26 protein-coding genes are annotated in these 25,984 nt (G+C 28.3%); 15 read left to right on the forward strand and 11 right to left on the reverse strand.

The features are described 5' to 3' along the window. The first annotated feature begins 7 nt into the window (after window positions 1-7). From ACZ5VL_RS05415 to ACZ5VL_RS05450, 8 genes are all read left to right on the forward strand, one after another. Window positions 8-2,404: a glycosyltransferase gene (locus ACZ5VL_RS05415; RefSeq protein WP_464197985.1), complete on the forward strand. Its 2,397-nt coding sequence runs from the start codon at window positions 8-10 to the stop codon at window positions 2,402-2,404. Then, window positions 2,404-3,780, forward strand: a complete 1,377-nt coding sequence (locus tag ACZ5VL_RS05420) for a mannose-1-phosphate guanylyltransferase/mannose-6-phosphate isomerase (protein WP_464197986.1) — start codon at window positions 2,404-2,406, stop codon at window positions 3,778-3,780. Before ACZ5VL_RS05415 ends, ACZ5VL_RS05420 begins: the two co-directional genes overlap by 1 nt. 1,648 nt (window positions 3,781-5,428) lie before the next feature. Next, window positions 5,429-5,842: a hypothetical protein gene (locus ACZ5VL_RS05425; RefSeq protein ID WP_464197987.1), complete on the forward strand. Its 414-nt coding sequence runs from the start codon at window positions 5,429-5,431 to the stop codon at window positions 5,840-5,842. After that, window positions 5,839-6,765 (forward strand): glycosyltransferase family 2 protein, encoded by a 927-nt coding sequence (locus ACZ5VL_RS05430; protein WP_464197988.1) that lies wholly within the window; start codon window positions 5,839-5,841, stop codon window positions 6,763-6,765. The genes ACZ5VL_RS05425 and ACZ5VL_RS05430 overlap by 4 nt, the downstream gene beginning before the upstream one ends. Before the next feature lie 62 nt (window positions 6,766-6,827). Next, window positions 6,828-7,181: a GtrA family protein gene (locus ACZ5VL_RS05435; RefSeq protein ID WP_464197989.1), complete on the forward strand. Its 354-nt coding sequence runs from the start codon at window positions 6,828-6,830 to the stop codon at window positions 7,179-7,181. Further along, a complete protein-coding gene (locus ACZ5VL_RS05440; protein WP_464197990.1) occupies window positions 7,156-8,115 on the forward strand; it encodes a hypothetical protein in 960 nt (319 codons plus the stop codon). Before ACZ5VL_RS05435 ends, ACZ5VL_RS05440 begins: the two co-directional genes overlap by 26 nt. Before the next feature lie 20 nt (window positions 8,116-8,135). Next, window positions 8,136-8,984 (forward strand): polysaccharide deacetylase family protein, encoded by an 849-nt coding sequence (locus ACZ5VL_RS05445; protein ID WP_464197991.1) that lies wholly within the window; start codon window positions 8,136-8,138, stop codon window positions 8,982-8,984. Between the two features lie 44 nt (window positions 8,985-9,028). After that, a complete protein-coding gene (locus tag ACZ5VL_RS05450) occupies window positions 9,029-9,853 on the forward strand; it encodes a glycosyltransferase family 2 protein (protein ID WP_464197992.1) in 825 nt (274 codons plus the stop codon). A 132-nt stretch (window positions 9,854-9,985) separates the two neighbouring features. Here the strand turns inward: ACZ5VL_RS05450 and ppa are convergent, their stop codons facing one another. Genes ppa through aspS form a run of 3 tightly spaced genes read right to left on the reverse strand, consistent with a single transcriptional unit; the run spans window position 9,986 to window position 12,852 of the window. Next, entirely contained in the window at window positions 9,986-10,498 is a 513-nt protein-coding gene (gene ppa / locus ACZ5VL_RS05455; protein WP_464197993.1) for an inorganic diphosphatase, read from the reverse strand. A gap of 21 nt (window positions 10,499-10,519) precedes the next feature. Then, entirely contained in the window at window positions 10,520-11,101 is a 582-nt protein-coding gene (locus tag ACZ5VL_RS05460) for an adenylate kinase (RefSeq protein WP_464197994.1), read from the reverse strand. After that, a complete protein-coding gene (gene aspS, locus ACZ5VL_RS05465; RefSeq protein ID WP_464197995.1) occupies window positions 11,101-12,852 on the reverse strand; it encodes an aspartate--tRNA ligase in 1,752 nt (583 codons plus the stop codon). The genes ACZ5VL_RS05460 and aspS overlap by 1 nt, the downstream gene beginning before the upstream one ends. A gap of 92 nt (window positions 12,853-12,944) precedes the next feature. Here aspS and ACZ5VL_RS05470 point away from each other — a divergent pair, with 92 nt between their 5' ends. After that, entirely contained in the window at window positions 12,945-13,814 is an 870-nt protein-coding gene (locus ACZ5VL_RS05470; RefSeq protein ID WP_464197996.1) for an NAD(+) kinase, read from the forward strand. Then, window positions 13,807-15,333, forward strand: coding sequence for an AAA family ATPase (locus tag ACZ5VL_RS05475; protein WP_464197997.1), 1,527 nt, complete (start codon window positions 13,807-13,809; stop codon window positions 15,331-15,333). The genes ACZ5VL_RS05470 and ACZ5VL_RS05475 overlap by 8 nt, the downstream gene beginning before the upstream one ends. Here the strand turns inward: ACZ5VL_RS05475 and ACZ5VL_RS05480 are convergent. The 4 genes from ACZ5VL_RS05480 to dapB are packed head-to-tail and all read right to left on the reverse strand — an operon-like array spanning window position 15,320 to window position 18,582. Then, the gene (locus tag ACZ5VL_RS05480) at window positions 15,320-15,901 is read right to left on the reverse strand and encodes a hypothetical protein (protein WP_464197998.1); all 582 of its coding nucleotides are present in this window, start codon (window positions 15,899-15,901) and stop codon (window positions 15,320-15,322) included. The two genes, ACZ5VL_RS05475 and ACZ5VL_RS05480, sit on opposite strands and share 14 nt — an antisense overlap. Beyond that, the gene (locus tag ACZ5VL_RS05485; RefSeq protein ID WP_464197999.1) at window positions 15,901-16,467 is read right to left on the reverse strand and encodes a putative periplasmic lipoprotein; all 567 of its coding nucleotides are present in this window, start codon (window positions 16,465-16,467) and stop codon (window positions 15,901-15,903) included. Before ACZ5VL_RS05485 ends, ACZ5VL_RS05480 begins: the two co-directional genes overlap by 1 nt. Window positions 16,468-16,477: 10 nt before the next feature. Continuing rightward, on the reverse strand, window positions 16,478-17,818 hold the full coding sequence (gene purF, locus ACZ5VL_RS05490) for an amidophosphoribosyltransferase (protein ID WP_464198000.1): 1,341 nt from the start codon (window positions 17,816-17,818) through the stop codon (window positions 16,478-16,480). 2 nt (window positions 17,819-17,820) lie between these two features. Then, a complete protein-coding gene (gene dapB, locus ACZ5VL_RS05495; protein WP_464198001.1) occupies window positions 17,821-18,582 on the reverse strand; it encodes a 4-hydroxy-tetrahydrodipicolinate reductase in 762 nt (253 codons plus the stop codon). Between the two features lie 104 nt (window positions 18,583-18,686). On the opposite strand from dapB, the gene ACZ5VL_RS05500 reads away from it, so the two are divergent. Both ACZ5VL_RS05500 and ACZ5VL_RS05505 read left to right on the forward strand, forming a co-directional pair. Beyond that, window positions 18,687-19,346, forward strand: a complete 660-nt coding sequence (locus tag ACZ5VL_RS05500) for a uracil-DNA glycosylase (RefSeq protein WP_464198002.1) — start codon at window positions 18,687-18,689, stop codon at window positions 19,344-19,346. Further along, window positions 19,343-20,575, forward strand: coding sequence for a hypothetical protein (locus ACZ5VL_RS05505; protein ID WP_464198003.1), 1,233 nt, complete (start codon window positions 19,343-19,345; stop codon window positions 20,573-20,575). The genes ACZ5VL_RS05500 and ACZ5VL_RS05505 overlap by 4 nt, the downstream gene beginning before the upstream one ends. 2 nt (window positions 20,576-20,577) lie before the next feature. Here ACZ5VL_RS05505 and ACZ5VL_RS05510 read toward each other — a convergent pair whose 3' ends face one another. From ACZ5VL_RS05510 to ACZ5VL_RS05520, 3 genes are read right to left on the reverse strand one after another with little or no spacing between them, the layout of a single operon-like run. Next, window positions 20,578-20,976: a YbgC/FadM family acyl-CoA thioesterase gene (locus tag ACZ5VL_RS05510; protein ID WP_464198004.1), complete on the reverse strand. Its 399-nt coding sequence runs from the start codon at window positions 20,974-20,976 to the stop codon at window positions 20,578-20,580. Further along, on the reverse strand, window positions 20,954-21,499 hold the full coding sequence (locus ACZ5VL_RS05515; RefSeq protein ID WP_464198005.1) for a threonine/serine exporter family protein: 546 nt from the start codon (window positions 21,497-21,499) through the stop codon (window positions 20,954-20,956). Before ACZ5VL_RS05515 ends, ACZ5VL_RS05510 begins: the two co-directional genes overlap by 23 nt. Then, entirely contained in the window at window positions 21,496-22,266 is a 771-nt protein-coding gene (locus tag ACZ5VL_RS05520) for a threonine/serine exporter family protein (RefSeq protein ID WP_464198006.1), read from the reverse strand. The genes ACZ5VL_RS05515 and ACZ5VL_RS05520 overlap by 4 nt, the downstream gene beginning before the upstream one ends. Window positions 22,267-22,345: 79 nt before the next feature. Here ACZ5VL_RS05520 and ACZ5VL_RS05525 point away from each other — a divergent pair, with 79 nt between their 5' ends. The 3 genes from ACZ5VL_RS05525 (at window position 22,346) to ACZ5VL_RS05535 (ending at window position 24,064) form a co-directional block, all read left to right on the forward strand. Further along, entirely contained in the window at window positions 22,346-22,714 is a 369-nt protein-coding gene (locus ACZ5VL_RS05525; RefSeq protein ID WP_464198007.1) for a hypothetical protein, read from the forward strand. Between the two features lie 145 nt (window positions 22,715-22,859). Further along, the gene (locus ACZ5VL_RS05530; protein WP_464198008.1) at window positions 22,860-23,177 is read left to right on the forward strand and encodes a hypothetical protein; all 318 of its coding nucleotides are present in this window, start codon (window positions 22,860-22,862) and stop codon (window positions 23,175-23,177) included. Window positions 23,178-23,548: 371 nt separating this feature from the next. After that, the gene (locus ACZ5VL_RS05535) at window positions 23,549-24,064 is read left to right on the forward strand and encodes a hypothetical protein (protein ID WP_464198009.1); all 516 of its coding nucleotides are present in this window, start codon (window positions 23,549-23,551) and stop codon (window positions 24,062-24,064) included. Here ACZ5VL_RS05535 and ciaB read toward each other — a convergent pair. Beyond that, window positions 24,059-25,852 (reverse strand): invasion protein CiaB, encoded by a 1,794-nt coding sequence (gene ciaB / locus ACZ5VL_RS05540; RefSeq protein WP_464198010.1) that lies wholly within the window; start codon window positions 25,850-25,852, stop codon window positions 24,059-24,061. The two genes, ACZ5VL_RS05535 and ciaB, sit on opposite strands and share 6 nt — an antisense overlap. Window positions 25,853-25,984: the final 132 nt, after the last annotated feature.

A 25,984-nucleotide genomic window follows, 5' to 3' on the forward strand; every position in this document is an offset into this window, starting at 1 on the left:
AAATAGTATGGAGCAATTAATGAATGTGTTGGTAAAAAAATTTATTTCCGAAGTAAGAAATAATGGAATTAAACATGCACTTTATCGTGCTAAAAAATACATAATAAAAAGTAGACCAACGGTTTCTTCGATATTTATAGATGGAGATAGTTTTGGAAGTATTGATCATAATCCATTTATATCTTTAATTGCAGTAAATTTTAATGGAGAAAAAGATTTGCCTACTTTTTTAGATTCTATTAATTCACAAACATATAGGAATTTTGAATTAATTATCGTAGATAATAATTCTAGCGATAATTCTGAATCTATAATAAAAAAATATCAAGAAAATTTTTCTAACATTATATATGTTAAAAGTGTTTTTAATTTAGGATTTGCAGAGGGTAATAATTATGCCATATCATATTGTAAAGGTGAGTTTTTTTGTTTAATTAATATAGATACAAAAGTTGATAAAGATTGGCTTAAAGAGATGGTTGATGCTATATCACAGGATGGAAATTGCGGTGCAGTTTGTTCTAAAACGCTTTTTTATGAAAGATTTCAAGATGTGGAATTAAAATGTGAAAAAGAATTTGCAATAAATATTTTAGATACAATAAATTCTTTAGATTATAAAAAGTATTTTATTAGAAATGGATATCAAAAAGATAATATTATTTATTCTCAAAATAAAAAAATAATACTAAGTTTGCCTTTGCAAGAAAAAAATATATGTATAAAATTAATAAATTTAGAAATAAATACATTGTTGTCATATAAAATTGGTAAAAATAAAATATTTTATGAGAAAATAAATTCGTCAGATTTGAATATTTTTTTGAACTATAGTCAAGAACATGTAGTTAATTCATCTTATATTATTAATAATGCCGGCAGTATTTCTATCGCAGGAATGCCAGGGGATAGAGGTATTGGAGAATATGATATTGGGCAATATGATTCGAAATGTTATGTTGATTACTTTTGTGGGGTATCTGTTTTGCTAAGAAGGAGTTTGTTGATAGATAGGACTATTTTTGTTCCAGAATTTTTTGCTTATTATGAAGATTCGGAGCTTTCTAGATATATTACATCAAAAGGATATAAAATCTTATATGCACCGCGCTCTATTGTGTATCATAGACATTCAGCAACTTCAACAGAAGGTTCTCCTTTATGGCAGTTGTTAGTAGGAAGATCTCAAAAAATATTCAATTTTGCAAATAATCCAGAAAAATTATATATAGAAATCAATCATATTGAGGAATTTTATAAAAATAGCGTAAATGAAAATATATATAAAATACTAAAAGAATTTTCTCAAAGTCTTAAAAAAAGGATCCAAAATACAAACAGCATAGTTAAAAAACTAAAACCAATAGGAATTTATAATAGTTATTGGAATACCAGGGGTGGTGGTGAAAGTCATGCACTATCGTTTGCTACAATATTGCAAAAATATGAAACTGTTTATTTGGTATCTGAAGAAAATTTTGATATTCAGGAGTTATCAGATTATTATAATATTGATTTGTCAAATTGTCGTAAAATTATTCAAAATAATATAAATACAGAATTTACTAAAAAATTTTATATCTTTATAAATTCTACATTTCAATCTAATCTAATAAGTAAGGCAAAAAAATCTTACTACATTGTTTCATTCCCTCATAAAAATGTAAATAGCGAATTTCTATCTTCTTATAAATTTTTATACAATAGTGATTATACTAAAAATTGGTCCAATAAATACTGGGGTCAACATAATGGAGAAATTATCTATCCTATTGGTACAATAAAAAATTTAAATAATTTTGCGGACAATAAAAAAGAAAAAATTATACTTTCAATAGGAAGATTTTTTAAATATGGCCATAGTAAAAATCAACATATAATTGCCGAGGCTTTTAGAAAGATGATTGAACTACATCCAGATTTGAAAGATTGGAAATTAGTCCTTATTGGAAGTTTAAATAAAAAATCAAAAGATGATACGGAGTATTTAAAAAATATAGAAAATATATTAGATGGCTTAAATGGCGAAATAATAATAGATGCTAAAAGAGATGTTTTGGATAAGTATTGTCAAAAGTCTTCAATATATGTACATGCTTCTGGAGCTGGAATAGATGAGCAAAAATTTCCAGAAAAATTGGAGCATTTCGGAATTACAATTGTAGAGGCGATTATAGGGGGATGTTTTCCTATAGTGTACAAATATGGCGGACCGGCAGAACTTATTTCTAAATTAAATACTGGTAAAAAATTTATGGATTCAGCAGAACTTACTGATTGTATGACCAGCACTATATATAATTTAAAAGAAATATGTAATCCAAGCAATAAAATGATTAAATTTATAAATTCTCATAATTTTTTAGATAAAATAAATAATTTATATGATACAGAGGAGATATAATGACTAATATAATATTATGCGGAGGAAGTGGAACAAGGCTTTGGCCCATTAGTCGTACTCTTATGCCAAAGCAGTTTGTAAAGCTTTTTAACAATAAATCTTTATTTCAACTAACTGTTCAAAGAAATAGTAAGTTGTGTGAAAATCAGTTTATTGTTTCAAATATAGATCAATATTTTTTAGCATTAGATCAAATGCAAGAACTTAAAAGGGAAAATGGTAGATATTTACTAGAGCCATTGGGCCGAAATACTGCTCCAGCCATTGCTCTTGCTTGCATGGATTTAAATGAAGACGAGATTGTTTTGGTTACTCCAAGTGACCATCTTATTAAAGATGAAATTGAATATAAAAAAGCAATTCAAAAAGCAATACAGTTTGCGGGAGATAATAATCTTGTGACTTTTGGTATAACTCCAAAATTTGCAGAAACTGGATTTGGTTATATTGAAAGCATGAATGAATATGATGTTAGAGCATTTCATGAAAAGCCAGATTTACAGACAGCAACTTTGTATTTAAATGCTGGAAATTATTATTGGAATAGCGGTATGTTTTGTTTTAAAGCGGGAATATTTTTAGGAGAGCTCAAAAAATATTCACCAGAAATTTTTGATGCTTGCGATAATGCTTTTAAAAATGCCTCAAAAAATGGAATTATTAGAATAAAACAAGAAGATATGACTATTATACCTGAAGATAGTATAGACTATGCTGTTATGGAAAAATCTAATATTGTTAAAGTAATACCTTCGAATATATCTTGGAGTGATGTTGGAAGCTTTGATTCTTTATTTGAAGAGCTTGAGAAGGATTTAAATGGTAATACCATAAATATAAACCATATTTCAATTGATTCAAAAAATAATTTAATTTATGGCAATAAGAGAAAAAAAATTGCAACTATTGATATAGAGGATTTGGTAATAATAGATACCAGTGATGCTTTATTGATTTCAAAAAAAGGCTCTAGTCAAAAAGTTAAGCAAGTAGTAGAACAGCTTAAAATTAAAAATAGCGAATTATGTAAAATTCATACTACTGGGTATAGACCTTGGGGTTCTTACACTGTTTTGGAAGAAGCAAATGGCTATAAGATAAAAAGGATAGATGTAAAGCCTGGGAAAAGACTATCTTTACAAAAACATTTTCATAGAAGCGAGCATTGGATAGTTGTATCTGGAACCGCAACTGTTATAGTTGGAGATGAAAAAAGGCTTGTAAGACCAAATGAAAGTACATATATAAAAGCTGGGGAAATTCACAGACTTGAAAATGAAGGAAAGATACCAGTGGTTCTCATAGAGGCACAGGTCGGAGAATATACTGGAGAAGATGACATAATAAGACTTGAAGATGATTTTGATAGAAAATAGAATTTATAAATATGTATTTTATGTATTTTTGATTGGAATTTGTGGGTACATATTAAATATCATTTTTCAAAATTCATTAGATGATATTAAAGTTATTATTAAAACATATACCACTTTGAAAACAATTGGCCTTTTTTTTGTATCTATGTTAATAATTTATTTTATAGGATTATATAAAAAATTTGATTCAAATATATTCTTTTTATTATTGGCAATTATAAGTCTAGCTTTTGACTCATTTTCTAGTTATATTGTAATTTTATTATTTTTATTAAATGTCTACCTGATTTACATGATTATAAAAATGAAATATTTATACTATGATGAGGCAATATTGGTGTCATTATCATATATAATTCAAATATTTGTAATTAGCTATTTAGTTTGGATATTATCTCATTTTAATGTAAATTATTCTAGTGTTTATTTTATAATTTTGGTTATACAATATGTTGTGTTAACAAAAATTTCTAATTTAAGCCTGAGTCAAGTATTTAAAAATATTCATGATATAAAAATCGCGAGTAGCTATTCAAATATATTTTTATTAATAATTTTTACAATTTTTACATCAATTGCATATAATATAACTTTTGATTCAGATTCTTTGATTAAGCACTTTTATGTTCCTAGATATATATTTTTAAATGGATTTTTTCCATATAATATTGATGAACCAGTTGCATTTGATATCTCTGGCATTATACCAACTTACACATATACATTTTTATATTTAATGGGTGGAAAGGGTGTATTTGGTTTAATAAATCTTATAAATTTCTTTCTCGGGATATACCTTATTAAAAATATTATTGAAAAATATTTGGGTCAATTGTATGGATTTATTTCATGTGCAATGATAATATTTGCTCCACTTATGATGCTTGAGTTTTCTTATTTATTAATTGATTCTTTTTCATTTCTTTTTTCTTGTTTTATTGTGTATATATTTATAGATTATCTATATAGTAAAAATAATAATTACATACCTTTATTATTTGCTGTGGGTAATTTAAGTATTTTATCAAAACTACAAATGGTATACACATTGATACCTATATACATATTGATACTAATATTAGATTTTAGAAACATTTGTAGCAAAATTAAATTGTTTTTATTTATAACATTTATTACTGGATTTATAATTTCGATTCCTTTATTTTATAATTATATCATTACTGGCAATCCTATTTTTCCATGGTATAATGGCATATTTAAATCAGAATATTTTTGGCTAAGCAATTTTAAAGATGTTAGGTGGAGTTATCCGGCAAATGTAAATTTATTATATGATATAACATTTAAAACAAGCAAATTTGTAGAGGCTGCAAATAACTCTTATTTATTTGGATTTCATTATTTTGCTATTTTGCCATTAGTTATTTTTACTTTTTTTAATACTAAATTTAAAAAGTTTTTTATAGTAAGTTTAGTATTTATTATTTCTATCTTTATTATGCAAAATACAACCGGCTTATATACTAGATATTATTTGATAATATTACCATTAGGGACTTTTGTATTATTATGTATAATAGCATCTATATATAAAAGTATTGATAATATTTTTATTAAAAGTTTATTTTCTTTATATATATCTTTAATAATGCTTTTAAATATCGTATTTTTTGTTAATTGTAGTATATTGAATTATGTTTATAAAGTTTATGAAAAACCACATTTGTTTTTATACAATGATGCGATAGACGAATTTTATCAAACTGTTAACAAAATTGTAGAACCGAATTCTAAACTATTGGCATTTAACGACTTAAAAGAAAAGGCTTTGTATAATTATAAACTATATTCATATGGTAGTTATTTTGACTTTAAAATTAATGAATTAAAAAATATAAAAAATGAAAGTGATATGCATGTCCAATTGCAAAATTATAATATTAAGTATTTTACAATAAGAGAAGATATACTTGATGTTTTTGATAATGTTTTTTTAAAGAATATAATAAATAATTCTAGAGAGATATTTAGATTTAAGTCTAAAACTGGTCACGTGTTTTTATTAAAAGAATATATACCATATAACATGGAGCATAAATGAAAATATCAGTAGTAATTCCTTCATATAAAGTATCAAAGTATATATTGGAAGTAATAAATAGTATGCCAAATTTTGTAGATCATATAATAATAATTGACGATAAATGTCCACAAAATAGTGGTAAAATAGCCGAAACATCTGATGATAATAGGGTTATTGTTTGTTATCATGAAGTAAACCAAGGAGTTGGAGGAGCTGTAGTTACTGGATATAAAAAAGCCTTAGAATTAAATTCAGATATAGTAATAAAAGTAGATGGTGATGGGCAAATGGATGTTTCTTATATGCAAAAACTAATACAACCCATTATTGATAAAAAAGCTGACTATACAAAAGGCAATAGGTTTACAGATTTTAAAGCATTAAGACAAATGCCAAAAATAAGACTTTTTGGAAATAGCGGATTATCATTTCTTGTAAAAGTAGCTTCTGGATATTGGAATATGATGGATCCTACAAATGGGTATACAGCTATAAATAAGAATTCATTAAAAAATTTAGATTTGAACGGTATTGCTAAGAGATATTTTTTTGAATCAGACATGCTTATAAATTTAAATATAGAAAATGCGGTTGTATATGATGTTTCTATCCCTGCTAAGTATGGCGATGAAGAGAGTTCTCTAGGTATAGCCAAAACATTATTCGGATTTCCTCCTAAACTTTTTAAAGGTCTATGTAAAAGAATTTTTTTAAAATATTTTGTGTATGATTTTAATATGTTGTCGCTTTATTTGATTTTAGGAATTCCAATGTTTTTATTTGGTATGATATGGGGATGCTTAAAGTGGATAGAAGCTATTTTAAATAGCACTTCTACTAGTACCGGTACTGTAATGTTGTCGGTTTTACCAATAATTTTGGGTACGCAATTTTTGTTACAAGCAATACAAATTGATATGAACAATATACCAAAAAAATGAAAAATAAATATTTATTTAAGTATATTTTTATTGGGGTATTAACTGTAGGTTTGGATTATCTTATGATATTTTTGACCTATTCTGTATTAAATATGAATTATATATTGGCTATTATTTTTGGATTTATTGTATCAAATTTATTTCAGTTCTATGCTAATTTTTTTTATACATTTTCATTAGATAAGGATAGTGGATATTATCAAAGAATGATACTTTTTATAATTTCTGCATGTATAGGCATAGCTCTAGGAACTTCTGCAATTATATTTTTTGAGAAATATATAAATTCATTATATATTTCAAAAACATTATCGTTGATTGTAAGTTTTTTATACGGATACACTGCAAGTAAATATATTGTTTTTAATAAAAATATTAAGGTTAAATATAATGGAATTTTTAGTAAAAAAGACTAATGAATTGACTCAAACAGAAAAAAAACAAATTTGCAATTTGTTTTTTAATGTATTTGAAAAAGAAAAAACTTTGGAAAATTTTGATAAGCAATTTTTGAATACTCTCAAAGGCTATTCTTATCACGGTTTGATAGTCAATGAAGATAATTTAATAGTTGGATGCTATAGTTCCATACCTATGAAATATGAATATTATAATAATAATTATGTGTTTGGATTATCTGTAGATACAATGATTGCCGAAGAATATAGAGGAAGTCCTTTTAATTTAAAAAAAATTGCCAACCTAGTTTATGAATTAATGCTAAAAGATAATATTTTTTTTGTTTTCGGATTTCCTAATGATAATGTATATTTGGTAAGAAAAAAAATATTAAAATGGAAAGATATTGGTCGATTGGATTACTTTATATTGCCAATAAAAATAGGTAGCATAAAGCCCAATTTAAAAATTTTCAATTTTATTACAATTTTAATGAGTAGATTTATGAAATTGCTTTCAAAAAATAATTTTATTTTTGAGGGATATAAAAAAAATATAGAAAAATTAAATAATGAAGATTTTTTTAAATACAGATACTCATTGTTTAACGGGAGTTATAAAATAATAAAGTATAATGAATTTTATTTCACATATAAAGTAGATGTTTATGAGAGCATAAATGCTGCATATTTAATAGATGTTAATATTATGTGCAAACAAAATTTTGATTATGCTGTAAAATACATTATTGAAAATGAAAAAAATATAGATGTTATTTTATTTGTCGGGAAAATAGATTTTAAGCCATTGACTTTATTTAAGGTTCCTAAAAAATATATCCCTAAAACAGTATATATGGCTGGAAAAATACTTGACGAAAGTAAAATAAAAGAAGATATTTTTGATATAAATAATTGGAATGTTAACTTATCAAATTTTGATGTATTGTAATTTAAACAAAGGCAATGAAATTGACTAAAAATTTTTTAACTTTTGATATTGAAGAATGGTATCATGCAAATTACGAAGGAGTTGATATAAATAAATATATATCCAAAGGTACAAATTTAGAAAATAGTGTAAATAAGCTTTTGGATATTTGTGAAAAAAACAGTGTAAAATCAACCTGTTTTATTTTGGGTAATTTGGCAAAAGAAAAACCACATATTATTAAAAATATATATGAAAGAGGACATGAAATAGCTTCTCATAGTTTTGGACATAAGTTAGTTTATACTATGAAAGCAGCTGAGTTTAAGGAAGATTTGAGAATATCTTGTGATATTTTAGAGCAAATTACTGGAAAAGAAGTTTTGGGATTCAGGGCACCGTCTTGGTCTATTAAACAAGAACAGTTGGATTGGTTTTATGATATTTTATTCGAACAAGGACTAATATATTCCTCATCTGTTTATCCTGCATATACTTATTTATACGGAATAAAAAATTTTCCACAATACCCACATAATCCAGTGATTCATGGTAAAGAAAAACCCATTTTAGAAATACCACAATCTGTTACACAAATTTTAGGTAAAGAGCTTGGTTTTGCAGGTGGTTTTTATTTGAGATTTTTTCCAAAATGGTTTATAGAAAAAACAATTAAAAATAAAAATAAAAATAAAAATTCCGTATTTATTTATTTACATCCAAGAGAAATAGAGAAAAAACAAGAAAAAATAGAGTTAAATATGCTAGAAAATTTTATTCACTATTATGGCATAAAGAGGTGTGAGAAAAAATTAAGCTCTTTAATTGAAGTATTTAGCGACTCTTTCATTAGAATGGATGAGTTTGTAAAAATGAAGATGAAAAACTAGAGATGGTCTATATAGCCACATTATGTTTAAAATAAGAGTAAAATATGAGATTATATGCAGCAATAGTGTTATTTGAAAATAATGAAGAGTGTGTCAAAAGAACTATATTTAGCATTTTAAATACATCTTTAGATGTTAAGCTATATTTGATAGATAATTCAAATAGTGCTAATTTGCAAAATCTAAAAAAACTTGATGATCGCATAGAATATATACATACTGCTAAAAATATAGGCTTTGGGTCTGCTCACAACATAGCTCTAAAAAAAAGCATTGAAAATATGGCGGATTATCATTTGGTTTTAAATCCAGATGTGTATTTTAATAGTGAAATTTTGTTAGATCTAGTTGATTTTATGGATAAAAACAAGGATGTATCAAATATAATCCCAAAAGTTTTATATCCAGATGGAAGCTTGCAATACTCATGCAAACTTCTTCCTACTCCATTAAATTTAGTAGCTAGAAGATTTTTACCAAAAAAAATATCAGAAAAATTAAATAATACATACGAGTTAAGAGAATCTGGATACGACAAGATTATGAACATTCCATTTTTAAGCGGATGTTTTATGTTTTTAAGGGTTGAGCATTTAAAAGAAATTGGAATTTTTGATGAAAATATATTTATGTATATGGAGGATCTTGATCTTAATCGTCGTTTGCATAAAAAATATAGAACAATATATTATCCTTTTGCTAGTATTACTCATGATTATGCTAGAGAATCGTATAAAAATAAAAAACTTTTAAAATTACATATTATATCCGCAATATATTATTTTAATAAGTACGGTTGGTTTTTTGACTGTTTTAGACATGAAGTTAATAAAAAAATTTTAAAACATATTAAATCTATGTCAAAATAAAATAAATATATTTTATTTTGTGTTGGTTTTTTAATTCAATCTACTTTTACTTACTTTAATTTTTGAAAAGAATCAGATAGTAAATTTTGGTAATTTACTATTTTTTGCAACCCAAAAAAAGGGTTGCAAATATTATTTATTCATAGCTTTTTGTAGGATTTTTGTAGCTGTTTCAAGGCTTGCAAATTCTTTAACTTTTACCCATTTATTTGGTTCAAGCATTTTATAAGTTTCAAAGAAATTTTTTATTTTATTTAGAGTTGCTTTTGGTAAATCATCTATTGTTTTTATATTATCGTATCTAGGATCGATTTTACTAACTGGAACTGCTAGTAATTTTTCATCCATTCCAGCTTCATCTTCCATTACAAGTACGCCTATCAAGCGACAAGGTATCACTGATCCTGCTTGAAGTGGGTATTCATTTAGCACCAATATGTCAGCTGGATCACCATCATCTGCTAATGTGTTTGGCACAAAACCATAGTTTGCAGGATAAAACATAGCCGAGTAAAGCACTCTATCAACGCAAACAGCACCACTTTCTTTATCTATTTCATATTTTATATTTGAACCATAAGGTATCTCGATAACAGCATTAATTTTATCTGGATTTGAGCCAGCTTTTATTTTTGAAATATCCATTTTTATCCTTCATATATTAAATTACATATTTTTCATCATTTGAGAAATAATTATTTCATTCATATCGCTAACTATCTCTTCTATAGTTCTTTCGCCATTTACTGCATGATAAACACCTTCAGATTTATAGAAATCCCTTATTTCATCTATTGGCTCAAGATAAACTTGCATTCTGTTTTTAAATACTTCTTCGTTGTCATCAGCACCTCTTGCGCGACCCAAAACTCTATCTTTGGCTACTTCTTCGCTAACATTAACTTCTATAACAGAGTTTAACTTTATTTCTCCATCTGTTTTTATAACTTTATCAAGCTCTTCCATCTGTTCTACACTTCTTGGATAGCCATCTATAATTATAAAATCTTTTGGAGATTTTTTTATAGCTGAAACTATGGTATTTATAACCACATCCAAGGGAACAAGATTTCCAGCACTTATAAAACTATCAATCTTTTTTCCAAGCTCACTACCGCTTGCAACTTCTGCCCTTAATAGATCTCCTGTTGAATAGTGCTCTACGCTTTGATTCATTTGCGCTATTAAGCTAGCATCGGTTGTTTTACCGCTTCCTGGAGCTCCGATAATTAAAAATAATATTTTCATTATTTTTCCTTTTTATTTAATTTTAACCCAAGTTCTCGCAATTGCTCATTTGTAACTCCACTTGGTGCTTTTGTTAGAGGACATTGCGCTTTTTGTGTTTTAGGGAATGCTATAACTTCACGAATACTACTTGATTTTGTAACAAGCATCATGAGTCTATCAAAGCCAATTGCTATACCGCCATGTGGAGGTGCGCCAAAGCTAAGCGCATCTAGCAAGAAGCCAAATTTCTCTCTTTGTTCATCTGGGGTAATTTTTAGAAGATTAAATACTTTTTCTTGGATATCAGCTTTATGTATTCTTATGCTTCCGCCACCTAACTCTATTCCATTTAACACAACATCATAAGCAATAGATGTGATATCTTCGATATCTTCTTCATCTACATTGTTTGGCATTGTAAAAGGATGGTGCATTGCAGAATATGTGCCGTCATCGTTTTGTTCAAACATTGGAAAATCAACAACCCATAAAAACTCTAATCTATCTTTGTCTACAAGTCCTAATTGATCAGCTAAAAATAGTCTAAATCTTCCCATATAATCTAGCACCACTTTTTTCTTTCCAGCACCAAAAAATATAACATCTCCAACTTTTAATTCACATCTTTTCATAATTTCATCAAGATCGTTTTGCTTAAAGAATTTAACAAGTGGACCCTTTAGTCCATCTTCTTTAACTTGGAAAAACGCTAATCCTTGCGCACCAAATTTTTTTACAAATTCTTCAAAGCCCTGCATTTGGCGTTTGCTAAATATATTATCGCCATTTTCTACTTTTATAGCTTTTATGCGGTTTTTCTTTTTATCTTTTGCTAAGGAACTAAAAACTTCGTTATTTGATCTTTCAAATATATCATCAACATCAACAAGTGGCATATCAAATCTAAGATCAGGTTTATCGCTACCGTAAGTTTCTGTTGCTTCTTTGTAGGTCATGCGTCTAAATGGTGTTTGTATATCATGGCCGCACGATTTGAAGATATCTTTTAAAACAGCCTCTCCAACCTTCATAACATCTTCTTGTGTGTTAAAGCTCATTTCTATATCTATTTGAGTAAATTCAGGCTGTCTATCCGCCCTTAAATCCTCATCTCTAAAACATTTTGCTATTTGGAAATATTTATCAAATCCTGAGCACATTAAAAGCTGTTTGAAGAGTTGTGGGCTTTGTGGTAGAGCATAAAACTCACCAGGATGAACCCTGCTTGGAACTAGATAGTCTCTTGCGCCCTCTGGTGTGGCGCGAGTTAGTATTGGTGTTTCAACCTCGACAAAGCCAAGCTTGTCAAGGGTATTTCTTGCAGCAATCGCAGCGCTTGAGCGCATTTTAAATTTATTAAAACTTTCGGTTGTTCTAAGATCTAAAAATCTATATTTTAGTCTTGTTTCTTCGCCGACATTGTTATCTCCGATAACAAATGGAAGTGGAGCACTTGGGTTTTCTACTATAAGTTTTGTTACTATAACTTCTATCTCCCCTGTTTTTAACTTAGGATTTATTAGTCCCTCGCCCCTTGCTCTAACTTTGCCTTTTGCTCTTAAAGCAAATTCATTTCTAATGCTATTTGCTATTTCATAAGACTCTTTACTATCTGCCGGATCGCATACAAGCTGTAAAAGTCCGCTTCTATCTCTTAAATCTATAAAGATTACGCCACCATGGTCACGGTATGAGTTTACCCAGCCACAGACATCTATCTCTTTTCCGATATCTTCTCTTGATAAATCGGTACAATAATGGCTTCTCATTTAAAATTCCTTTTTAATTTATAAACTAGTTATTATATTAAAACTTTGCTTTTGCTTAGCTAAGTTTATAAAAAATATGTTAAAATTGAGTTATGAAAAAAGAAAGTTTTGATTATAGAAATGTAAAAAATATCGGTATTGTTGCTAGAAAACATGATAATTTAAAGCAAAATATAGATAGTATTTCAGAAGTTTTAAATACCTATGGTGTAAATACGCTACTTGAAACCGAAACAGCCAAGTTTATAAATTTACAAGGACAAAGTTTACTAAAACTAGCTAAAACTTGCGATATGATAATTTCTCTTGGTGGCGATGGGACTTTGCTTGGAGTTTGTAGAAAATTGGTTGATTTTAAAACCCCGGTTCTTGGCGTTTATGCTGGAAATTTAGGGTTTTTAACGGATATTAAAGTTTCAGATATTAAAGAGTTTTTTAAAAATTTTTTTAATGGCAAATTTGATATGCAATGCCCATATCTTTTGGATGTTGAACTAAAAAAAGATGACAAAATTTTAAATAAAGTTGCATTTAATGATGTTGTTTTGGTTCGCTCAAAAATAAAATCTATAGCAAAGATAGAAGCTTACTTACATGGAAAACATTTTAATTCTTACTTTGGTGATGGTGTTATAGTAAGCTCACCGATTGGCTCAACTGCTTACAATATGAGTGCTGGTGGGGCGATAATTTATCCGTTTTGTGATGTTTTTAGTATAACTCCAATTTGTTCACATTCTTTAACGCAACGCCCATTAATACTTCCAAAAAGTGCATCAAGTTCTTTTAAGACCAAAGATGATGTAGCTGTTGTGATAGATGGTCAAGATGTGTATCAGATGGATGATTACGATGAAATTGCGGTAAAACTTAGCAATAAAAGAGTAAATTTGATAAAAAGTGCTAAAAATGATTATTTTGATGTTTTGAAAGAAAAGTTAAGATGGGGTCACAATGATTGAAAGATTATATCTAAAAGACTATCTGACATTTGATGAAGTTGAGCTTAAATTTAGTAGTGGCCTAAATGTTTTTACAGGTGTTAGTGGTGCTGGAAAATCAGTACTTTTTAGTGCACTTTTAGGTGTATTTGGACTAAAAGATTGCGAAGCAAAATTGGTTGAGGCTAATGTAGAGTATAAGTTTAATATGGATGAGTTTGGGCTTGAAAACGATGATATAAATTCATTTAAGATGTTGAAAGATAAAAGTATAAGATTTTTTATAAACTCACAGCTTGTTTCAAAAAAAAATGTAGCAAGAATAGCAAAAGAGCATATTAAATATTTAAATGCTAAAGAAAATGGTGAGTTTGAAAATGAAAGATTGCTTGGAATCTTAGATACTATTTATATAAAAAAAGATTCAAAATATGCAGATATTTTGGCAAATTTTAAAGTAAATTATAAAGAGTATTCAAAAATATTAAAAGAGTTAAATAAAATAGAGTTTGAAGAAAGCAAGATAGAAGAGCTTAAGGAATTTGCTAAATTTGAAATTTCAAAGATAGAAGAAGTTTCTCCAAAAATTAGCGAATATGACAATCTTATGGACTTAAAAAAGAAATTAAGTAAAAAAGATAAGATAATAGAACTGTGGAGTAGGGCCGAATCAATATTTAGCTATGAGGGCGCTGTCATAGAGGCCTTAAGATTAAGCGATAAAGATAGCTCATTTTTTGAAGATAGCATGAATGAGCTTAGAAATATAAAAGAGGGATTAAGCCTAGGTGAACTTGATGATCTTGATATAGAGCATATTTTAGATAGGATTGAAGCTTTAAGCTCGCTAAATCGCAGGTATGGTAGCATAGAAGAAGCTTTGAATGTGCTTGAAAAAAAGAAAAAAGAGCTTACACATTATGAAGATATAGGCTTTGAAAAAGAAAGCTTGCAAAAAAAACTTAAAAATATAAAAAATGTAGTAGATGAATTAGGCGCAAAGATAAGCAGTGCTAGAAAAGATAGCTTGGATGAGTTCTTAAGAATGTTAAATGATTTTCTAACAAAGTTATATATGAATGAAGTTAGTGCTAGTATTGATACAACCGACATTAGTGAAAATGGCGTAGATGAGGTTTTGATAAAACATAGTGGTGTTGATATTAAAAAGCTTAGTAGTGGTGAGACAAACCGTTTAAGACTTGCTTTTATTGCGCTTGAGTGTGTTATAACAAGAAAAGGAAGCGGTGTAATTTTGCTTGATGAAATAGATGCAAATTTAAGTGGAAAAGAAGCAATGAGTATAGCAAATGTGTTAAATGAGCTATCTAGCTTTTATCAAATTTTTGCTATATCACATCAACCACAACTTTCAAGTAGAGCAAATTCTCATTTTGTGGTTGAAAAAAATGGTGAAATTTCAAGTGTGCACGAGATAAATGATGATGAAAAAGTCAAAGAATTAGCTAGAATGATAAGTGGTGAGAATATAAGTAAGGAGGCTATAGATTTTGCTACACAAATGCTTAATGAGAAATAGGGATAAAAAGAAGTTTTGATATCTCTTTTGAAATTAAATTTTCAAAGTCTTTTGTGGCATCTTTAATGTCGTTATAGTTGCTTAAGTAGTCTAAATTTGTAGCATAAGTTTTGGTTTGATTTTCTTTATTTATTATTTGTATTGCTAAGCTAGTACCAGCCTCATAAATATTATCTAAAGAAGTATCAAAGCCAGTATTATCTGGTATGTGACCTAATACATAGCCAACTTCTATCTTTTTTTGTCTGTAACCATGATTGCCAATTCCTACTCCAACATTGACATATCCTCCACTTGTTTTGGGTACTGGTGTTTGTTTAAAATAATTTATAGTAAGTTTTATAATAGTACTAGCGTTATCTTCGTTTGTTAATATAAAACCATCGTTTGTTAAATTTTGTATTATGCCTTGATCAAGTTTACTAAAAACTCCGCTGTAGTTATCAAATTTTATATAAAAGTTTTTATCTTTTGGCATAGTATCTATATAAAATTTATTCGTATAGCTAAGATCTGAGCTTAGCAAATTTATACAAGCTAGCAAAACAAATAGATAAATTTTATACATTAAAATTTTAAGAAATGAAGTATTTGTTTGCTTATCTTATCTGAAAAACTAGACATTACTGTACTTGTAGAATACACACCTCTAGCACTTTGTAAGTTTAAATTTGTCGAATAATTTGGTAAATTTTTTAATTTTATAAGTATGGAAACCTGAGCTTCATAAATATAGCTTGTGTCATTATAAGCATATGGATCATCATAGTCATAAAAGCGTCCAAAACCACTATGAAATCTTCGCATTCCAAATCCAAATCCCATATATACATTTGGATCTTTTACATATATTCTTCTAAAATCGGTTAAATCACCATAAATTTCATAATCGCTATTTAATGGATCATTTGTTAATACATATCCGTTATTTTGAAGGACATATTGTATATTTTGAGTAATGTTATTATCAATGTCTACAGAGTTGTTAAATTTTATATAAACACTATTTCCAGATGGTTTTTGTGTTATTATAAGAGGTTGTGTTGTTTTTAAATGTACGGTTGGGCCATGTGATGTTGTCGCGCAACCTACAAAAAAAAGAGCAATAAAAATCCCAAAAATAGTTTTTTTCATGCTATTTCCTTTATTTTATAAAATAATTTCCATCAAAACTTAAAAGCGAATATTTTCTCTCATCACCTAGTGCCTTAGTAAGTTCATTTATTTCCAAAAATTCAAGAGTATCAGCTCTTATATATTTACAAACCTCATCTTTACTCATATTTGCACTTATTAGTTCTTCTTTTGTTGGTGTGTCTATTCCATACACATCTGGAAATTTTATCTCAGGAGCAGCTATACGCATATGAATTTCTTTTGCTCCTGCTTGTCTTAAAAGCTCAACTATCTTTTTAGATGTAGTGCCTCTAACTATGCTATCATCAATAACGATTATTTTTTTATCTTTTAAAACAGAAGACATAGGATTTAGCTTTAGTTTTACTTTTAAATTTCTCATAGCTTGCGTTGGTTCTATAAAAGTTCGTCCAACATAGTGGTTTCTAACTATTGCCATTTCAAATCTAATTCCACTTTCTTGCGAATATCCAAGCGCTGCTGGCACACCGCTATCTGGAACTGGAATTACTAGATCTGCATCAAGTTTGGTTTTTTTAGCAAGCGTTCTACCAAGCTCAACTCTTCTTTCGTAAACATTTTTTCCATCTATCATGCTATCTGGTCTTGCAAAATAAATATACTCAAATGCACAAATTCTCGGATCAATTTCATTAAAAAGCTGAATGCTTTTAAATTTATCCGATCCCTCTTCAAAGATTATCATCTCGCCTGGTTTTACATCTCTTACAAATTTAGCTCCAACTAAGTCGAATGCACAAGTTTCACTAGCTATTATATAGCCACCATCTTTTAGTTTTCCTATACTAAGAGGTCTAACGCCATGTCTATCTCTGATAGCAAAAAGCTTTGATCTGCTCATTATAAGCAGACAATATGCCCCTACTATTTTATTTATAGCTTCAACTATACGCTCTTGTAAATGCTCTTCTTTACTTCTTGCGATAAGATGAAGGATATTTTCTGTATCCATGTGGGATTGAAATATTGCACCTTCTTTTATTAGGTCATCTCTAACTTTATTTTTATTTGTTAAATTTCCATTATGAACTATGGAAATTTCGCCTAAAGAATAGTTTGCAAAAACTGGTTGTGCATCTGAGTAAGATTCGCCACCTGCGGTGCTATATCTGTTGTGTCCTATAGCCATATTGCCAACTAATTTATCTATCTTTTCTTGGTTAAAAACTTCAGTAACTAAACCCTTGTTTTTTATCGTGGTTATATGGTGGTTGTTATTTGCACTAATTCCTGTTGCTTCTTGTCCACGATGTTGCATTGCAAAAAGAGCGTAGTAAGCAGTTTTTGATGCATGGTTTGAGTTTATTACTCCAACTATTGCGCACATTTTTATATTCCTAAACAATCATTTATATTATAAAGTCCGTTTTGTTTTGAACTTACCCAAATAGCAGCTTTTATAGCACCATTTGCAAACGTGGATCTACTTGTCGCGGTATGTGAAATTTCTACAAATTCCCCATCGTTATAAAACCCAACTGTATGTTTTCCAACAATATCACCGCCCCTTAATGACATTACAGCTATCTCGTCTTTTTTTCTTTCTCCTACCATACCTTCTCTTCCTGTAATCATAACATCTTTTAAATTTAGTTCTCTTGCGTTTGCCACACTTTTTGCTAAAGTAAGTGCAGTTCCACTTGGTGCATCTTTTTTATGCTTATGGTGCATTTCTGTTATCTCGATATCAAAATTCCTTAATGCTTTAGATGCAAGCTCTGAAAGTTTGTTTGTAATAGCTACTCCTAAACTCATATTTGTTGCATAAATGATTGGCATCATATTGCTTGCAGTTTTTAGTAAGTTTTCGCCATCTTCACCTAGTCCAGTTGTACCCATGCAAATTGGCTTTGGATTTGTTCTTGCATAATTTAGTAAATTTATGGCACCATCTTTTATGCTAAAATCAATCACAACATCACAATTATCAAAAAAAGTTTTAAAATCATCCGTTACTGTGCATTTTGGCTCATAGCTTAATGGCTCTATAGTAAAAATAGAACTTACTTTTGCTTCAGTGCTGTTTTTTAGACACTCAAAAATCATTGTTCCCATCTTTCCACTACCGCCGTGGATACCAATGTTTATCATAAATTTGTCCTTGAAATAAATATATAAAAAGTATATCAAATTTTGCCTTTTAAAATTATATATTTTTATACAAATTTAAATGCTATTTTGATAAAATCTATCTCATGGACAAATTAGCGACACTTAGAAAGTTGTATTATTATAAAGCTTTTGGATTTGAGTATATGAGCGATAACATCCTAAAAGATAGCGGTTGCAATACTTCTTTTTTGGAAAATGCAAATATATCAAAAATTAAACAGCAGGTTTTAAACTGTTGTTTGTGTGCGCTTTGTAAAAGTAGAAAAAACGCTCTTTTTTCAAGTGGCAAAAAAGATGCTAAGGTATTTTTTGTATCAGATTCGCCAAGTATTGCAGATGATTTAAAAGGTGAGTTTTTTAGTGGAAAAAGCGGAAAATTTTTTTTAGAATGTATAAAAAAAATTTTGGATAAGGATGATTTTTATTTTTCAAATATTATAAAATGCAAGATGAGTGGCGATGAAATGCCTGATATTGAGTATTTTGAGAAATGTAGTCCATATATTATGCAAGAAATTGATATAATAAAACCTAAGATAATTGTTACATTAGGTGCAATGGCTTTTAATCTTATTACAAAAGATTTTGGGCAAAGTGCAAATTTTGATAGTTTAAGGGGAAGTGTTTTTAAATTTAAAAACAGCTTGTTGATGCCAACTTATTCGCCATATTGGGTTATTACAAATCCAAGTAAAGCAGATGAGTTTATGATGGATTTAAATAAAATAAAAGAGTTTATATGAAAAAAATAGCCATAATTTTAATACTTATAGCAACCATGCTTATCTCGAAAGAAACAAAAGAAGAGATTAAATCGCCAATCCCGCCAGTTAGTGAAGAGTGGATAAACTTAGATATAGATCCATGCAACGATAAATGTTTAAAAGATCTTATCAAAGATGATAAATTAGCTAGCTTTTTGTCAAGATTTAATGGCTCAAACGATAAAGAATTAAATAAAATTTACTCTACTTATGTAACAAAAGAAATATCGTCTCAACCTTTTGTTATGCCAGCTGATTTTGACCAAACAAGCATAGCAATCATAATCCCTCAAAAAGTTATTAAAAGTTATTCTACTATTGTAAATAATGCTGTTTTATCATACATAATGAGACAAAATGCAAATTTAAATGCGAAGTTTTTCTTAATAGGTGATGAGAGCAGTAGCGCGATATCAAGTGCTGCAAACTCAATAAAATCGCAAAATATTAAGTTTGTAATAGCTCCAATGACACCAAATGGCATTAGAAGCTTGGCTCAAAACATACAAAGCGATACTCTTGTTTTTGTGCCAACTATACATAAAAAAACTGTAGCAGATGCGCCTTCAAATTTTGTTTTTGGAGGTATTGATTATGAAGCACAGATATCAAAGCTTTTAACATATTCAAATTCAAATATAGCCACCTTTTCAGATGGAAGTGCTCTTGGAAATATGTTGGATAATTATGTAAACAAACTTAGTAGCGGCGTGCTATATGGCTCTATCATACAAAGTGGAAATTTGGATTTAAAGCGTGAAATTTCAGGTAATTCAAGACTTAAAAACTCAAGTGTATTTTTTAATGTTCCTATGGTAAAAGCAGCTCTTCTTGCTTCCCAGCTAAAGATATATAATGCAGATACTTACGCACTTTTATCAACTCAGATAAATTATGATCCAATGCTTTTAAATTTTGCTCAGTATTCGGATATAAAAAATATGTATCTTGCAACTTCTATATCTACAATAGAAGATAATTTAAAAAATATAAATAGCATCTTGAAACAGGATTTGAGATATGATTGGATTGCGTATTCTACTAGCATAGGAATGGATTATATATATTCAAATTTTATACATCAAGGTTCAAAAAAGTTATTTAATGAAACTATACAAAACTCACAAGTTATTTATGATACGCTTATATATAAAACGACACCTAATGGTTTTGAATTAGCAAGCACTCCAGCATCATTGGAGCATTAAGATTACATAAGTTTTTTAGTTATAAATTCTAAAAGAAAATCTGGCATTTTTGTAGGTTTGTTATTGCTAACAAAAACTACTTTTATGAGAGCTACAAAAAGAAGTTCTTGTAAATTTTCTTCTTCTAATGATGAGATTTTATAAATTTTTTGTTCTATGAGAATGCTTGCTTTTTTACATTCTTTTACTTTTGTAGTAATTTCTAGTATATCTCCAAATTTAGCCGGAGATATATAGCTAGCATCTATATGGCTAACTACAAAATGCCCATCTTTTGTAAAAGGTGCTACATTTTCTTTTAAAAAACTTTCACTTCTTGCTCTTTCACAGTACTTTATATAATTAGCATGATATACAATCCCGCCAGCATCTGTATCCTCATAATATATGCGTATTTTCATTTTGCCCTCCTAAAATATCCTTATATTTTTTTCTAAAGTTTCTATTTCTTGTCATTGTAAAAGATTGTTCATAAAATATAAGTAAAATTATAGAAATTCCTACAGCCAAAGCAAAAACTATAGAAATTGTAGTGTAGGCGTTATCAAAAATTTCCAAAAGATAGTGAATTTTTTCATTTTCATCTTTTGAGCGCATAAAAATAAATATGGCTAAAATTGTCTTATATGCTTGAAGTCCAGGAATCATAGGCAAAAGCGATGGAAAAGCTATAATTTCTATTGGGGTTTTTAGTTTTTTTGCAAAGTAAATTGCCAAAAACCCTATGCTAAGAGATCCAATCAAAGTAGCGCCAGCGTAGTTTAGTAAATGTGCGTGTAGTAAGGTAAGCCTAAGGGCATATCCGATCCCGCCAAGCAAAGCGCAATACACTAGTATACGCTTTGGTGGATTGTTTGCATAAGAAAATCCAAGTCCAGCAATAGCGGCAAATACTACGTCTATAAAAAATTCTGACAATATCATAATAGATCCAAATTTGAAATGCCAAGCGTAATATAAACCCCAACACTCATACAAAGGATTAATATAGCTGCATTGACAGCTCTACTTAGGCCTATTAAAACATTTTGGTCAAGTATATCAAACATGGAATTTAGTATTGCAATTCCAGGGAAAAGATATAGTATACTAGAGCTTATAGCTGCAGTTGGAGTTGTGCTAAGACTTAAAGCTGTAGCAAGGTAAGCTATAAAAGATGAAACAAAAGCGCATATTATGTATATTATTCTTATGTCTGTATTATTTTTATTTAAAATATGTCTAAAGCTAACGCCAGCCATGGTGCCAACTACTACAAAAACTATACTCCACAAATCTCCACCAAAAAGTTTACAAAATGCTCCAAAAGCAGCACTTGTAAATACTATAGATAAACTAAATTTAGCACCTTTTGTTTTTAAAATTTCTTCATATATTTTTCTAGCTTCATTAAGAGTAAGTTTTTCATCTTTTATTACCCAACTTAAAGCGCTGAGTTCCGATATCATGCCTAAATTTATAGCATGCGGAATTGTGTCTTTTACGTAAGTTCTTCTATTTTCATAATTAGAAATATCTGTTACACTTATAGAAATATGTTTTAAAAGTACAAATATAGAAGCATCATATCCATAATATGCTGCTATCCTTTTTACGCATCTATTAACCCTTGAGTTGTAGCTACCAACTGATATCATTATGGATGCATAATCTGCAAGAAAATTTGTGAGTTCTAGTATATTTGGTTTCATTTGTGAAATTATATAAAAAAATTAGTTAAAATAAATTTATTTATTGTCGATATATTTTTAAATTCATAAGGATATAAAAATGAGAGTAGATAGTACGCCTTTTTATGAGAAATTTACGAAAAATACAACAGCGATTGAGTTACGAGTTTTAGGTGAAAGCACAAAAGATACGAAAAAAGCTGAAAATGACGATAAGGTGCGAAAAACAGAGGAGAAAGACCCTGCTACTGCTATTTTAGATAAGACTATTGCTGATATTTTAGATAAGATTGAAAAACTCCAAAAGCAACTTGCGGACATTCAAGCACAAATTGCTAAAATTTCTTCAAGAAATGATGAAGTAAGTAGGCAACTTTTAGCCCAGTTAAATGCACAAAGTGGCGAGATAAACGCACAAATTTCAGCTTTGTATGACAAACTTCTTAATGGTAAAGGACTCAAAGTTTAATAAAGTTAAATTTGCAAGGAAAATATCCTTGCAAATTTAAATATTTCATTTTATTAAATGGTCCGTATTTATGTTGCTCATCGCTTAGTTAAAAAAATTTTACATAATGCCGATGTAAATTTAACTATAAAATAAGGATAAAATTATGAAAGTAGAAAATACATCATTTTATGAAAATTATTCTATTATGACTCAGGGAATAGAAAATGATCTTAAAAAAGAAAGCGAAGGAACTAAAGAGTCTTCGAAACAAAAAGATCCTACGTCAGATATTTGGAATAAAATAGAAAAATTAAAAAAACAACTATCTGATTTGCAAGCAAAGATAGCACATCTTTCTTCAAATACAGATGATGCAAGCAGAGAACTTTTAGCTCAGTTAAATGCACAATGTGGAACTATAAATGCACAGATATTAGCTTTATTTGAGCAACTTCTTAGTGGAAAAGGAATTGAGGCTTGATAAAATAATATTTGCAAGAAAAACTCCTAGCAAATATTATTAAATATTTCGTATTTATATTGTCAATGACTAAATTTATCGTCATAAGCCCCGACTCCTTATGTGGCTTTTGCTTTTCTATTTGAAAAATCTTTATCTCTACTTTCTTCTATATGGTGTTTTTGTGAGTTTATAAAACTGTAAATATCAAAAGTCTACTCATTGGTTAAAATTGCATTGTGGCATATTGTGTTTTATAAAATGAAATAATTTAAAAAATTAAATTATTTACTAAGGTTATACTTAAATATTGTATAAAATGTATTTTCTTGTTTAAATAAATTGAAAAATATATTTTGATACAATAAGCAAAAATTAAAAAAGGCAATATTTTGAAAGTAACACTTACTAAAGAAGATATTAAAAATTTAAAAATTTTCATGTTAACAAAAAGCAAAGCATCTAAAAAACAGCGTCTTATAAGCTATTATGCGATACCGTTTGAGTTTATTTTAGTTGGTATTTTTATAGATGGAATTTTTAAAGTTGTTCCAGTTGCATCTTTGGTTTCAGTTGTGCTCGCTGTTTTATGGATGGTAATTTATCCAAAACTTTATAAAAAAATGCAAAATGACCATCTAAAAAGTGCTCAAGAAATTAAATTTAGCGATACTGAGATGAATTTTGTAGCAGATAAAGATACTATATCTTTTAGTATGGGTGAACCAAAGCCAAATGAAAAATTTAATACTAAGCATTTAAAAAGTATAGAAGAAAGCAAATACAACTATTTTCTTGGTTTTAAAAACTCACTTTATATAGTTTTACCTAAAAATAATGAAACAAAAGAAGAGATTGAAAAAATCTCTTCAAATTTAAATGTATGCATAGAAAATATAGATTTATAGCCATTCTTCTTTTGATGAGTTTTCATCCACTTCATTGCCGATTTCATCGTATAGTTTAGAGTAGTATACGACAAAATCTCTTGCTTCTTTGTTTATAGGCAAATAGATATCGTTTTGCAATGTGCAAAACTTACTTAAAAATTCGCTTGCATCACGTTTTTCATAGTAGGTTTTTGCTAATTTTTCGTAATTTTGCAAGCATAGAGTTTTAAATTTATCATATGAGTTATTGCTAAAATCAACACTTAATTTATTATTTTTAAAACTTAATGTTTTACTTTCAAAAAGCAAACTTAAATGAATTAATCCTTCGCAGTAGTAAGCTTTAACTTCATCAACTTTTTGCCAAGCTATAAGTCCTATACTTCTTTTAATAAGTTCGTTAAACACAGGCATTCTTAGTTCATCTTTTTCATGATAGAAGAAATTTATAAGCCCACCAGTCGTTGCTTTATACTCTTCAATGTATTTAAAAACACCGCTTTGATTCATTATGTTTTCTGTGTCGTTATCTATGAAAAATATATGTCCAAACTCATGTCCTATTGTGCTAACTTCATAAACTTTGCGCCAAATTTCAGGCTTTTTAAAGAGTATTTCTCTGCCATAATCTAAAAATTTCTTATCAAATATAACCGAGCTTAGCTTCATAAAAGGTTTTGCTTTTGAGCTTTCATAGACAAAATTTACAAAAGCAAATATTTTTTTGCCAAATTTATTGCTTACAAACTCATCATTTGGTACAACCTGAGCACTAAAAAGACCATTCATTTCAGCACCGTAATAAATCATAGGAACTGATATGTAAAGTTGAGTTTTGTCTATGTTAGAAACCACGTTTTTATACATTTTTTCTGAGTTTGCTTGTATTTTATTATAAACATTGTCAAAACTTTCTAAAATTTCTTTTTTAAATTTATTCTCATCAAAAGATAAGCTTTCTTTTAGTCTTATGTCCCATTCTAAGGCAACTGCGTGAGTATAGGCATCTTCGTAATATTCAAGTGGGTGTCCAACTTGTAAATCTCCTTTTGTCTCCATCCAAGCACTTTCTGCTTCTTGCCAAGATGATATGACTTTATCATTGTTAGTTTGTAAAAATGCATCTTTTAGTTTTTCAAAATATTTTATATAGCTTTTATTTTCATCACTATTGCTGGCTTCATTTAAGTTTTGTATTAGTTCATCAAAAGCTTCTTCTAGATTATACTCTTCAAAAAATTTACCATATGGGACAAAAGATATTTTTTCATCAAACATAGCTACACCATAGCTTCTCTCGCATACTAGAGAGTCATTTGAAATTTGATAAAGTTTATGCTTTTTTATGAACTCATATGGATTTTTCATAGATGAAAATTTTGTGCTATTTTCATCAACTACTATTTTTTGCCATTTTTTTTGCATTTCATTGAAAATTATGCCGATATTATGCACACCTTTAACTAAAGCTATATTAAAATCATCAAGTACATTTTTTTGCACAATTTTATTAATTAACTCTTCATGTAAATTAGCATGAATTTCTGTAGTATAATCGTACATTTCATCTCTATATTTTAAAACCTTCTCCTCATCTTTATGAATTTTTTTTAGTTCTATCAAAAGCGGATCTGGTTTTAAATCTACAATTCGTCTTAAAATGGCGATTCTTTGAGATTTTTCGCCACTAAAATGACAAATTTTAATAGCTTTATTTATAATTTCATTATCTAAATCATCATATAAGCCATTTAATTTTTTACTATTTTCATTTACTAAACTTAGTAACTTTTTGTAATCATTCATATTATATCCTTTAAAAAGCACAATTATAATGTTGTAAATTTAATAAATTATCATAAATTTAACCCGAACTAAAGATAGTTGGAGTAAAATATCACATGTCAATACAAAAAATTATCAAGTTATATTTAGATG

This window comes from Campylobacter sp. GTC17093 (assembly GCF_055397635.1).